The 12,974-nt window shown below is 54.8% G+C and carries 11 protein-coding genes; 4 read left to right on the forward strand and 7 right to left on the reverse strand.

What is annotated here, in order from left to right; all coding sequences use genetic code 11:
* Positions 1-13 precede the first annotated feature (13 nt).
* Positions 14-994: a YdcK family protein gene (gene ydcK / locus PGR10_RS04690; protein ID WP_325899150.1), complete on the forward strand. Its 981-nt coding sequence runs from the start codon at positions 14-16 to the stop codon at positions 992-994.
* A 4-nt stretch (positions 995-998) separates the two neighbouring features.
* Here ydcK and rimL read toward each other — a convergent pair whose 3' ends face one another.
* Both rimL and PGR10_RS04700 read right to left on the reverse strand, forming a co-directional pair.
* On the reverse strand, positions 999-1,559 hold the full coding sequence (gene rimL, locus PGR10_RS04695; RefSeq protein WP_087859512.1) for a 50S ribosomal protein L7/L12-serine acetyltransferase: 561 nt from the start codon (positions 1,557-1,559) through the stop codon (positions 999-1,001).
* A 67-nt stretch (positions 1,560-1,626) separates the two neighbouring features.
* Positions 1,627-3,282, reverse strand: a complete 1,656-nt coding sequence (locus tag PGR10_RS04700; protein ID WP_087859511.1) for a glucan biosynthesis protein D — start codon at positions 3,280-3,282, stop codon at positions 1,627-1,629.
* A 322-nt stretch (positions 3,283-3,604) separates the two neighbouring features.
* On the opposite strand from PGR10_RS04700, the gene PGR10_RS04705 reads away from it, so the two are divergent.
* Positions 3,605-4,693: an NAD(P)-dependent alcohol dehydrogenase gene (locus tag PGR10_RS04705; RefSeq protein WP_045382581.1), complete on the forward strand. Its 1,089-nt coding sequence runs from the start codon at positions 3,605-3,607 to the stop codon at positions 4,691-4,693.
* 41 nt (positions 4,694-4,734) lie between these two features.
* On the opposite strand, the gene PGR10_RS04710 is transcribed toward PGR10_RS04705, so the two are convergent.
* Positions 4,735-5,508, reverse strand: coding sequence for an ABC transporter substrate-binding protein (locus PGR10_RS04710; protein ID WP_087859510.1), 774 nt, complete (start codon positions 5,506-5,508; stop codon positions 4,735-4,737).
* 11 nt (positions 5,509-5,519) lie between these two features.
* On the reverse strand, positions 5,520-6,689 hold the full coding sequence (locus PGR10_RS04715) for a pyridoxal phosphate-dependent aminotransferase (protein WP_087859509.1): 1,170 nt from the start codon (positions 6,687-6,689) through the stop codon (positions 5,520-5,522).
* A 285-nt stretch (positions 6,690-6,974) separates the two neighbouring features.
* Here PGR10_RS04715 and PGR10_RS04720 point away from each other — a divergent pair, with 285 nt between their 5' ends.
* Positions 6,975-8,321 (forward strand): L-cystine transporter, encoded by a 1,347-nt coding sequence (locus PGR10_RS04720; RefSeq protein WP_087859508.1) that lies wholly within the window; start codon positions 6,975-6,977, stop codon positions 8,319-8,321.
* 50 nt (positions 8,322-8,371) lie between these two features.
* Here PGR10_RS04720 and ycaC read toward each other — a convergent pair whose 3' ends face one another.
* A complete protein-coding gene (ycaC, locus tag PGR10_RS04725; RefSeq protein ID WP_015366381.1) occupies positions 8,372-8,995 on the reverse strand; it encodes an isochorismate family cysteine hydrolase YcaC in 624 nt (207 codons plus the stop codon).
* Between the two features lie 172 nt (positions 8,996-9,167).
* Between ycaC and PGR10_RS04730 the strand changes: the two genes are divergently transcribed.
* A complete protein-coding gene (locus tag PGR10_RS04730; protein WP_087859507.1) occupies positions 9,168-10,064 on the forward strand; it encodes a LysR substrate-binding domain-containing protein in 897 nt (298 codons plus the stop codon).
* Here PGR10_RS04730 and PGR10_RS04735 read toward each other — a convergent pair.
* Positions 10,003-11,511, reverse strand: coding sequence for a carboxylesterase/lipase family protein (locus PGR10_RS04735; protein WP_430923043.1), 1,509 nt, complete (start codon positions 11,509-11,511; stop codon positions 10,003-10,005). The genes PGR10_RS04730 and PGR10_RS04735 overlap by 62 nt on opposite strands.
* A gap of 42 nt (positions 11,512-11,553) precedes the next feature.
* The gene (hglS, locus tag PGR10_RS04740; protein ID WP_430923044.1) at positions 11,554-12,897 is read right to left on the reverse strand and encodes a 2-oxoadipate dioxygenase/decarboxylase HglS; all 1,344 of its coding nucleotides are present in this window, start codon (positions 12,895-12,897) and stop codon (positions 11,554-11,556) included.
* Positions 12,898-12,974 lie beyond the last annotated feature (77 nt).

The following is a 12,974-nucleotide window of genomic DNA, read 5'->3' on the forward strand; positions in this document are numbered from 1 at the left end:
AAGAGAAATACTGATGAATAAATATCGTCTGAGTGAGCACGTCCGCCTGTATCATTTCGAAGAAGACGGAATTAAACATAGCGTAAATCTGCGGCAAATCGTGGCGCTGATTGATTTCTCGGACGTTAAGGCGGGTAGCGAAGGTGGCTGGCTCGATGATGAAGCCGCTTTAAGCCAGGGCGGCGACTGCTGGATATATGACGCCAATAGCGTCGTCTTTGCTGGCGCGCGCGTTGACGACAACGCGCGTCTGACCGGCACCTGCGTAATAAGCCACGGGGCGACGATTAGCGATAACGCCTGGCTTGATAATGTTGAGGTAAGTCACGGCGCCAGGATAAGTGACAACGTCACTATAAAGCAATCGCAAATCCGTGGTGTCTGCCGAATCGCCGACCAGGCGCGTATTCTCCCCCATTGTCTGGTGATTGCCGCTCAGGGGCTGACTTCTGATGCCGACAAAGTGCTGCAAATTTATCAGCGCGCCACGGTCAGCGCCTCACGGATTGTTCATCAGGCGCAAATCTACGGTGATGCCGTAGTTGAGCATGCTTTTGTTGAACACCGTGCCGAAGTGTTCGATAACGCACGTATTGAAGGTAATGAAGATAACGATGTATGGATATGTGACAACGCCCGGGTCTACGATTGCGCGCGACTGGTTGCCGGGCGCGGCGAGGATCAAATCCCGACTCTGCGCTATAGTGCGCAAGTGGGTGAAAACGCCGTGGTCGAAGGCAACTGCCTGTTAAAGCATCGCGTCATGGTCGGCGGGCACGCCCATCTTCTCGGCGGGCCCATTCTGCTGGATGACGAGATACTCATCGAAGGACATGCGACGATTCGTGGCGATGTGATTATCGAACATCAGGTAGAAATCTGCGGTAACGCCTGTATCGAAGCGCTGGAGGGTGACAAAATTCATCTTCGCGGGCGCAAAATCGTCAGCGGCGACGAGCATATCACCCGTACGCCGCTGCTGGGTTCGCTGTAGCCGCTTATTGCGGGTCGATAATCCGCGCGTAGATATTCTGATCGTCATACGCGCCATTTAAAAACTCGGCCTGCTTCAGACAACCTTCCAGTTGGAAACCATTGCGCAGCGCCACCTGATTACTGCGCTGGTTGGCGACCCGACATTTAATAACGAAACGGCGCACGATGCCCGTTTGCGCATAATGGTGGATAAACGCCTGTAACGCCTGTGATAACAGTCCCTGCCCCTGATGGTTTTGATCGATCCAGTAGCCGATATAGGCCGTCTTGTTCAACGGTTCAATCTGGTTAAATGACAGTACGCCGATCATCTGCCCCTGTAAAAACAGCAGGAACATTTTTGCATAACCGCGCTGGTGCAGCATCACGTTTCCCTGCACATGGCGCCGGGTTTCATCTTCACTCAGCACTTCCGCAGGCCAGCTTAACGTATGCTGCAACCAGTCACGGTTTTTGAGCACCAGTTGATGTAGCTCACTGACGTAACGTTCGTCAACCGCACGCAGCTCCAGCTGTTCGTTGACCGGGATAGTTTCGATGGTGGGGCCGTTTTCGGCAGTCATGACAATATCTCACTGATAAACAACAACGCCCGCAGTAGCGCACCGCGGGCGGGTATCAACGACCTGGTTATTTCATAATCCGGTCATCAACGTAGTTACGCCGATCCGCCGCAGGCGGGAAGTACTGATACAGCCACGTTTCGCTGATAGCGTCGCCACGGCAGCGCAGGAACATGCGCATCTCCACCGGATCGGTGGAATCTGAAGTCGGATACCAGTCAAAGAGAATTCGATAGCCGTCAAACGGCTCGACGTAGAGGATCTCTACCTGCTTAGCCTCGCCGCTGGAGAGCGTAATCACCGGCTCAATGCCTTTCGGCGCCGCGGCTTTCAGGTCGCCGCCAACAAAATCGATAGCAAAGCGGCGCGCCCATTTGTCCGGATAATGTTCACCCGGCGCCCATCCTTCCGGGAAGCCGCCCATTCCGGTACGTGTCGCCAGCACTCGCGCCAGCGGAGAGCGTACCGGCGGTTGCGCGCTCCAGTACAAGCGGTAGCTAAAGTCCAGTTGATCACCCGCTTTTACCGGTTTTTCCGGCTGCCAGAAGCAGACGATATTGTCCAACGTTTCGCCGGTAGTCGGGATTTCCATCAGGCTAACGGCCCCTTTTCCCCACTGATTACGGGGCTCCACCCACAGGCTCGGGCGCTTGTTATACCAGCCCATCACATCCTGATAATGGCTGAAATCGCGATCCAGCTGCAGCAGGCCAAATCCCTTCGGGTTTTTATCCTGGAACGCGTTGAACTGCAGCTTTTGCGGATTATTCAGCGGACGGCAAATCCACTCGCCGTTGCCGCGCCACATCGACAGGCGGTCAGAATCGTGGATTTGCGGATGGATGGTATCGCACATCCGGCGTTCGTTATTACCGCAGCTGAACATGCTGGTCATCGGCGCAATGCCCAACTGCTTAATGTCTTTGCGCGCATAGAGATGATTTTCGACATCCATGATCACCTGCGTTTCCTGGCAATTCACGGTGAACTTATAAGCGCCGGTGACGCTTGGGCTATCGAGCAGCGCGTAAACGGTGAACACCGTCGCGCCAGGTTTGACGGTTTCAAACCAGAATGACGTGAAATCCGGGAACTCTTCCGGCGTATCGGTAAAGGTGTCGACGGCCAGACCACGCGCCGACAGGCCGTACTGGTAAGTGCTGTCGACCGCGCGGAAGTAGCTGGCGCCCAGGAAGGCGACGATATCGCGGCGCGCCAGTTCCGGCGCCTTAAACACGCGGAAACCGGCGAAACCAAGATCGGTCTGCCCTTCCAGCTGTTTGGTGTCAACGCCGGCGTCGTTGTACTGGAACAGCTCCGGACGGAAATGTATCTCCCGCGCCTGCTGAGACTGCGCGTCCAGCGAGAACATGCGCACCCGGCGGCGGAAGCCCATACCAACATGGAAAAACTGGATATCCAGCTTGCGCTCTTCAACGTTATTCCACAGCGAATGCGCCGCATCATACTGGATGCTGTTATAGGCCTGAGGGGTCAGATTCGCCAGCGTCGGCGGCAGGTCACGCGGCGCGCCGCCCCACGGCTGGCGGGCTAAGTCATGAGCCATCGCCTGCAGGACGGAAAAGTCAAAGCGGCGCGTCTGGCCATCGGCGATAGCAGAATCCGCGGCGAAAGCCGCTTTAGTGAATAACGAGGCGACTCCTGACGTTCCGCATACGGCGGCAACAGCCATGGATGATTTAAGAAAACGTCTGCGGTTCATGCCTGGAAAAGCGTCCTTTTTGAGAGTTCGACGGATACGCAACGTTGCAAACATCTGCGTCGTGAATTCCGCTCACTCTAGACAAAAATGATTGATAATCCAATTGTTGGCAGGCGAAAAGCATGAAAAAAAAGATGTCCACCGGAACAGACTGAATAACCACCCAGCGATCGCTATCGCTGAGCTGTTTTGGCGAACACGCGCCGATCCGATACCTAACCGTTTTTACCCGCATTTTGTTTATTTTCAGCACGAACAGGATAAATTTTCATCACGCCAGGTGTAATCTCTACTCTCCAGGGAAAAATGTTAGGAGTATCTAATGAAAGTAAAAGCCGCCGTGACGTTGGGTTATCAACAGCCATTTAGCATTAAAAATATTCAGGTTAGCGCCCCTAAAAAAGACGAAGTGATGGTAAAAATTGTCGCCACAGGCGTTTGTCATACCGACGCGGTGATCCGCGATAACGCCGGGATCCTGCCGATGCCCGCCATTCTGGGCCACGAAGGCGCAGGTATCGTGGTTAACGTCGGTGATGCCGTTCGTGGGGTCGAAATTGGCGATCACGTGGTACTGAGCTACGCCGCCTGCCATCACTGCGAAAACTGCCTCACCAACCATCCTTCCGCGTGCGAAAGTTTCAATGACTTAAACTTTGGTGGACGCTTAGACGATGGCACCACCCCTTATCGTCTGGATGATCAAGAATTATCCGTCTTCTTCGGTCAATCTTCGTTTAGTCAGTATGTGGTCACCAAAGCGACGAATGCTATTGTTGTCGACCGTGAAGTCGAACTATCGCTTCTTGGTCCGCTGGGTTGCGGAATTCAAACCGGTAGCGGCACGGTGTTAAATCGACTAAAACCGGTGGCCGGGGAATCGTTAGTGGTATTCGGCTGCGGCGCGGTTGGTTTAAGCGCCATTATGGCTGCAAAGCTCACCGGCTGTAGCCAAATCATCGCCGTCGATATTCATGCGAACCGCCTTGAGCTGGCACGTGAACTCGGCGCAACCCACGTGATCAATGGCAAACAGGAAGATAGCGTTGCGGTTATTCGCCAACTGACCGGCAAAGGCGCGCACTACGCCATCGAAACGACCGGCGTCGCCGCCATCGTTCTGCAGGCAATCCACGCGATTAAGCCGTTAGGCACGGTGGCGGTCGTCGGCTTTACGGGCGATATCACCTTTAATGTCCAAAACGATCTCATGGCGGAAGGTAAATCATTGATAGGAGTAATCGAAGGAGACGCCGTGCCGCAGCTGTTTATCCCGCAGCTGGTACAGTTTTATAAACAAGGAAAATTCCCCATTGATAAGCTTATCGAATTCTATCCGCTCGAAGAGATTAATCAGGCTTTCGCAGATTCAGCTTCCGGTAAAGTCATCAAACCGGTGGTGCTGATGTAATGCGGGCGGCTCTTTGCGAAACAAAGAGCCGCAAGTAAAGATTATTTCACACTGACGTCGATACCGGGGAAGTACTTCGCCGCCAGACGGGTGATAGTGCCGTCGGCGCGCACTTTATCAATTGCCGCGTCGAGCTGTTTTTTAGTTGCCTCATCGCCCTTGCGCAAGCCGTAGCCAATACCGCTGCCCAGAATCGTATCATCAGCCACCGGCTTACCGATAAAACCGAATCCTTTACCCTGCGGCTTACTGAGGAACCCGGCCTGCCCGGCCGCGGACATCACCAGCGAGGCGTCGATACGGCCGTTAAGCAGATCGGCCCACGCCATGTTCTGGTCTTTATAGGAAACCACCGTGACGCCGTGTTTTTCCCAATGCTCTTTGGCAAAGGTTTCCTGAATCGAGCCCTGTAGCACGCCGATGGTTTTGCCCTTCAGCCCATCCGGCGTCGCCTGCATACCGCTGTCGGCCTTGCCCACCAGCTGTGAAGGAATACGGTAGATCGGCTGGGTGAAATCAATACTCTTGCGCCGCTGTTCGGTAATGTTCATCGCCGAATTAATCGCGTCGAATTTCTTCGCCACCAGTCCCGGAATGAGCGCATCAAAGGAGGTTTCGACCCAGCTGCATTTCAACTGCGCGGCCTGACAAATCGCGTTGCCGAGGTCAATATCAAAACCCTGCAACTCCCCTGCCGGATTACGGCTTTCGAACGGCGGATATTCCGCCTCCACGCCGTAGCGTAATTCGCTAGCGGCAAAGCTTGATACGGTACACAGCATTCCCAAAGCAAGAGTTAGGGCTTTTATTTTCATCGTCTGGCTCCTTAACGCGGCTTAACGCGGCACAGCGCCTGCGCGCCGGCCCGCAATGTGGCTTCATCTTTGGCAAAAGAGAGCCGAATCAGTTTGTTATCAGTACCATCGGTATAAAATGCCGATAGCGGAATCGTGGCGACGCCGTATTCGGTAATCAACCGCTTCACCATCTCGCTGTCATGCTCATCGCTGAAATGGCGATAATCCGCCAGCATGAAGAAAGAGCCGGCGCTCGGCAATAAGCGGAACGGCGAGTCTTGCAGCAGTTGCTGGAGCAAATCACGCTTTTGTTGATAAAAAGCGGCCAGCGACAGCCATGAAGCCGGGTTCTGCATATGCTCTGCGAAAGCGTACTGCATCGGCGTATCGGCAGAAAACATGAGGAACTGATGTACCTTGCAGATCTCATCCATCAGCGCCGCTGGCGCCACGCAATAACCAACCCGCCAGCCGGTCACGTGGTAGGTCTTGCCGAAGGAAGAGATAATCACGCTGCGTTCCGCTAGCTGCGGATGGGTCGCCATGCCGTGATGCTTTTCGCCGTCGAAGACTACGTGCTCGTAGACTTCGTCGGACAAAACCACGATATCGGTATTGCGGATCAGCATCGCCAGTTGATTAAGGTCGTCGGCGGATAATACCTGGCCGCTTGGATTATGCGGCGTATTAATAATGATCATCCGCGTCTTCGGGGTAATCGCGGCGCGCACCTCGTCCCAGTTAATCGCGAAATCCGGCACGGTGAGCTTAATCGCCACCGGCGTCGCGCCTTGCAGACGCACTATCGGGGCATAGCTATCAAACGAAGGCTCAAAGTAAATCACCTCGTCGCCAGCATGTACCAGCCCGGCAATGGCGGAATAGATCCCCTGGCTGGCGCTAGCGGTAACCAACACTTCGTTATCGACATCATATTGCGTGCCATATAACGTGGCGATTTTGTCAGCGATACGCTCTTTTAAAGCCCGCAGGCCGGTCATCGGCGCGTATTGATTATGTCCGGCGGTCATCGCCTGCGTCACGCCGGCCACCAGATGTGGGTCGCAGGCAAAATTAGGCGCACCCTGAGAGAGATTAATCGCGTTATGCTGCGCTGAAAGCTGGCCAATAACGGTAAAAATCGTGGTGCCGACATCCGGCAATTTCGAGCGAGTGGTGACCGAAGCACTAAGAGCCATGATTAATCCTTTCTCGTTTTATTTGCATATCCATTCAAACCAAAGCGACTTCAGGCGACAAGCGAATTGTTATCATAAGAGCTATGCATTCCGATCATGGCTCAGGACGCCTTTAAAACATGACGGGGCTAACACTCAGGCCATAAACCACAATTTTTGTATGCCTTATACTATTCAATTCTTTATAATCCCCAGCGGTTCTAAGGCTACTGACCGTCTTAGAGAAATTTAGAATATATCTCTTTCCGGCATTTCAGGTGCTGAATGGGGCAAGAGGCAAATCTTATGTTTATTACGCCAGCGTATATCGCGTTATTTTTAATCGCATCATGGGGACTTTTTAAACTCGACCAAAAAAGCAACTCGTTATCAAAAAGCGTTTTTATCGCTATCTTTCTCGGCGCCCTTCTCGGATTATCGCTCCATTTCATTGCCAACGAACCGCGTAAAACGGTCATTGATTGGTACAGTATCGTCGGCAACGGCTATGTTAATTTGCTGAAACTTGTCGCGGTTCCGCTGATTTTTATTTCAATTTTGTCAGCGATTAACAAACTCGAAAATAGCGCCGGCATTGGCCGAATGTCCTTAACCATCGTCGCCTGCATGCTGTGTCTGGTAATGATTGCGGGTTGGGTCGGCCTGTTTACCGCTAACCTGATCGGTCTCGACGCCAGCGCATTCAGCCATATGCAATCGACGCTGACCGCCGAAGACGTCAGCAAAACCGCAGCCGTTTCGCTACCCCAACTGGTCACTTCGCTGATCCCGACAAATATTTTTCTCGACCTGACCGGCGCGCGCAGCGTATCGGTTATCGGCATCGTCATCTTTACCCTGCTGGCCGGCGTGGCGTTATTGAAGGTGAAAAAAGAGGCGCCGGAGGAAGGTCAAAAATTAAGTAGCGGGATTAACGCGATTCAAATTTGGGTGATGAAGATGGTACGTATCGTCATAGCGCTGACGCCATACGGTGTCCTCGCATTGATGGCAAAAGTCTTTTCAACCTATCAGCTAGCGCAATTCACCAGCCTGCTAGGCTTTATCGCCGCCTGTTATCTGGCAGTCGCCATGATGTTTATCGTGCATGCGATTCTGCTGACTATTAGCGGTCAAAATCCTCTGCGCTACTTTAAAACGGTGTGGCCGGTGCTTACCTTCGCTTTTGTTTCCCGCAGCAGCGCGGCTTCGATTCCATTAGCGATCACTGCTCAGGAAAAATTCGGCGTGCCGAATACCATCGCCAACATTGCCGCCTCTTTTGGTTCCAGTATGGGGCAAAACGGCTGCGCCGGAATCTATCCGGCCATCATGGTGGCCATGATTGCGCCCACGCTAGGTATCGACCCACTGTCGTTCTCGTTTTTAGCCAGCTTACTTCCGGCTATCGCTCTGGGCTCAATTGGCGTCGCAGGCGTCGGCGGCGGCGGGACATTTGCGGCGTTGATTGTCCTGTCTACGCTCAACTTCCCGGTGGCGCTGGTCGGCATTTTTATCGCCATTGAGCCAATTGTCGATATGGCGCGTACCGCGCTGAATGTGAATGGGTCGATGATGTCTGGCGTACTGGCGACGCGGCTATTGAAAAATCAACGTACAAAGTCGCACCCTGTCGCCTCGATGAGTGAATAATCCCGTCTGATTGAAGCGGCGGCCAGGCCTGAAAACTGGCCGCCAGCTGTTTATTTCTTGCTCAACAGGTTAAAACTGGTCATCAGGTTCCGATAATCCGGAATGTGGTTAGAGAACAGGGTTCCCAATCCTTCAATATCATTGCGCCAGTCGCGGTGCAGCTCACAGGCCACGCCAAACCACGACATTAACTGCACGCCCGCCTGAGACATACGATCCCACGCCGCATCACGGGTGATCGGGTTAAAAGTACCGGAAGCATCGGTCACCACAAAGACGTCGAATCCCTCTTCAATCGCCGACAGCGCCGGGAAGGCCACGCAGACTTCAGTGACGACACCGGCGATAATCAGCTGTTTCTTACCGGTGGCTTTTACCGCGTTGACGAAATCTTCATTATCCCAGGCGTTAATATTGCCGGGACGAGCGATATAAGGGGCGTCAGGGAACTGTTCTTTCAGTTCCGGCACCAATGGGCCATTAGGGCCATTCTCAAAACTGGTGGTCAGAATCGTCGGTAGTTTAAAGTATTTAGCCAGATCGCTGAGAGCAAGGACGTTGTTCTTAAATTTATCCGGCTCGATATCACGAACCAGTGAGAGCAGCCCGGTCTGGTGGTCAACCAGTAATACTGCCGCATCATTTTTATCCAGACGAACATAAGGTTTAGACATGGTGGCTCCTTTTATACACATCAACTAATCGGTGAGAGACGTTGTATCAACGAGACTAATAATAGTGTAAGCACTGGATGACGATTAGATGGCAAAAACGGGACGCATCGTCCCAATTTCGCAACGATGCGTGGCATACTGCCCATGATCAAAATGCATAGCTGGAGCCAACATGTCGCGTAGCGCCCTGCCTTTTCATACCGTAGAAACGTTTCTGATAACCGCGAGGCATCTCAACTTAACCCATGCCGCGCAGGAGCTGTGCCTGACGCAGGGGGCGGTCAGCCGACAGATCGCCGCGCTGGAGAGCTGGTTTGGCTTCCCGCTATTTGAACGCCACGCCCGCGGGCTGCGGCTATCTCCGCAAGGCAGCGCGCTTTATCCTGAGCTGCAGTCGGCATTCGGCCGCCTGTTAACGGTAGCCGAGCAGGCGCGCCAGCAGCAAACTGTCGTGCGCCTGAAAGCGCCTACCTGTGCGATCCGCTGGCTGGTGCCGAAACTACTGGAGATAGAACGACGTTATCCGGAATTGCAGGTGGCGTTGACCACCACCACCGAACATAGCGTCAACTTTAAGACTGAGCCCTACGACGCGGCGATTATCTTCGGCACCCATCAAAGCGCCGGCGACTTGCTGTTTGAAGAGGCCCTCACGCCGGTGGCCAGTCCCGATACGCCGTGCGATCCCCAGCTATCAGGCACTACATTTCTCCATCCGACGCGCGATAAAACCGACTGGCTGCTGTGGCTGGCGCACTTCCCGCATGAACCTGCGCTAAAAATGCATAAAAACCAATATTTCGACACCATGGACCTCGCCATCACCGCCGCGATGCAGGGGCTCGGCGTGGCCATGGCGGACGAAACGCTGGTTGCGGAGGATCTTCGTACCGGGCGACTCTGTCGCCCCTTCTCGCTCAGCGTCAAAACCGGCGCCAGCTACCGGCTGGTCGTTCGCCGCTCGCAAAGTAAGGCCGACGGTCTGGCGCGCTTTCGCGCCGCGCTGGTTAATCCAGCGTCACATGATGCTTCATCACCCGGCGAAACAGCGCCAGCCGCGCGCGCATAAAGCGGTTCTCCACTTTAAAGCCCGCGCGCTTGTTGAGTCCGATACGCAATAAACGGTCCCGCCTGCGCTGACAGGCAGGCCAGCGTACAGGGCCCGTTAACTCGCTGCACTGATTGCCTGCCAGCCTGGCAAAATTAGTCCAGTAGTCGGCGACCTGCGCGGCGAAGGCTTGATCCGCCTCACTGGCGTACTGACAGACCGGCTCGGCGCGGGTCAGGTTGTCAAAAACGTAAACCACTTCATTGCCATGCCAGGCGCCATGGAGATAAGTTTCATGTTCCGCTTCGGCCACATAGTCAAACCAGTAGCGCCAGCACGGTTGCCCGAGACGCTGCTGCGCCTGCATGACAACATACCCCAAAGTCGTGAACGCCATATCGCGGCACACTTCTCTGCCTAACGCTTCATCACCTTTGACGCCTGGATACAGCAGTTTGATAAGCCCAAGGCCAAAACGGCGTTCGCGCCGCAGTTTTTGAATCTGCCCGGCAATATCGACGCCAAATACCGCCATCACGCTGGCCTCATCGCTATTGGAGCCAATCATCACCGGCATCGCATGCTGACGTCCTTTAAAGAACGTGTCGAGCATAGGCTCCGGTAGCACCGCATCGCCGACAATCGGCGCCGGGCCAATATTCAGCGGCGCTGTCAGCGCCCAAAAAGCATCGGCAGGGATTGCCCGCAGCTGTTCCGCGCTGGCATCGGCAAGAGAAAAATGTTCCGCCAGCAGCTTTCCCTTCGCCAGCGCCTTTTCCCGCGGTAAATCCGGTAAGGTATAACCGCTTTGTACGATCGCTTTATGGAACAATCCCTTCGCTTTCGGCGACGCCATTAACGACAGGACGCTGCGCGCCCCCGCGGATTCGCCGAACAAGGTGACATTGGCGGCGTCGCCACCGAAAGCGTGGATATTGTCCTGTACCCAGCGTAGCGCGGCTATCTGATCGAGCAGCGCAAAATTATACAACCGCTCGTCCTCTTCGCCTTCCAACGCCGGATGAGCGAAAAAGCCGAGGTGTCCAAGACGATAGTTCACCGTGACCACCACCACCTCGCGGCTGGCCAATGCGCTACCGTCGTAGGGCGGCAGGCTGCCGGCGCCGATGGTGTAGCCGCCGCCGTGCAGCCAGACCATCACCGGGAGCGGCTGCGAGCGGGCGGCGGGCGCCCACACGTTGAGATACAGACAATCTTCTGAGAAACGGCCAGGATCGCCGCCGCCCAGTTCACGACAATATTCGATATCCTGCCAGCTGGCGGCGGAAAAGGTATCGGCCTGACGCACGCCCTGCCAGCGCTCTGGTGGCTGCGGCGAACGCCAACGCAGCTCGCCAACCGGCGGCTGCGCGTAGGGAATACCGCGCCAGATATGGATACCCTGTTCACTGGTGCCGGATAGCGTGCCCTGCCGCGTTTTCACAAGCGGCGTAGATGAATTCTGCATAACAACGTCCTTTTGCAAGTTATGCCATGCAGAGTACCGATTTTAAAGCAGACCGCAACGGCGTTTACTGCGTTCCTCCGCCTGTTGATATAGCTCGAACTCATCGAGGACCTCACAGCCTAACGCCGCTTCAAAAGCGTCACGGCTGGCGTTACCGTGGCTGCGGGCCTGGGTTTCGTTGCCAAGATTTGATTGGAAAATCCCCGCGGCGCTCACCGGTAAAAAATCTTCATAAACAATCGGCTGCGCGACTACCCAACCGCGCTCGATCAGCGGTTGCGGATCGTCGCCGGGGCCAAAAGCATGGCGGTGCGCTTCTCCTGCGGGGGTCAGGCGATAGCGGAACCACGCCAGCCCCTGCTGACGCAACAGAAATTCGCTGTCAGGAAACTGGCAAAAGACCTCCTGCAAATGGCGCTGGTGGTTAAGGTTGTCTTTACCGACCCCGGCCTCATTCAGTAAGCGGTCATACAGCGCTCGTCCTTTCGGCGTCAACGCGACGCCGCGTTGTTCAATTTCGCCAAAGCGCGCGCTGTGCGTGCCTTTATGTTCACCGGCGAACATCACCGGCTCTTCCAGCGCTTTAAAACTGGTTTGTCGCAATAAAATCGGCACCTCGCGGCGCGGCGGCCCCTCAATGAGCGCTTTCGGTTCAATACCACACTGCGGCATCAGCGCCTGAATCCGATCGATATCGAGCGTACGCGGCGTCAGATGGTTGATGTGGCAACCGGGGAAACAGACCACATCGGCAATCAACCGGTGCTCATTATGCAGTGCGTGATAGGTTTGCTCGTCAACGGTGGCGTGACGGTGCCAACGAAAAGTTTCCAACGCTTCGTTGACGAATTCGCGCGCTTCTGCTGCCGTGAATTCCCCCCTATCTTCGTGTAACGCAATCAGCTCACGGCAGCGCGGCGTAAAGATATCGCGACGCGCGAGAATATCCGCCGCTTGCTGGCGCAACGCCTCGTTGCCGATCAGTTCAAGACGCAGCAAGGAGGTGAAAATGCGAAACGGGTTACGCGCCAGCGCCGCATCATCGACCGGGCGAAAAGCGGTAGAATGCACGGGTACCCCAGCCTGCGACAGATCGTAATAGCTAACGGGATACATCCCCATAATGGCAAACATGCGACGCAGGGTCGCCAGTTCCTCCGCCGTTCCCACGCGGATCGCGCCGTGGCGCTCAACGTTCAGCCGTGCCAGTTCGTCGGCATTAGCCAATTGTTCATGTAATTTCGGGTTGTGTTCCAGGACCGCCAGATTCACATCCGCCACCAACTCCAGGAGGGTTCCATACTGCGGAACTTCCTGCTGGTACATTGCCGACATAGCCTGTGAAAAGTTTTCCCGAATCTCATCAGCCGTGATGGTGTTCGCCATGATGTCTTACCTCCAGTGAATACTTCCTGGAGTGTAGGAAAGCGCGTTAAGAGTGGCGGGAAGAATTTACAAACTGT

Source organism: Klebsiella sp. 141198, from assembly GCF_050600785.1.
Taxonomy (GTDB): Bacteria; Pseudomonadota; Gammaproteobacteria; order Enterobacterales; family Enterobacteriaceae; genus Klebsiella; species Klebsiella aerogenes.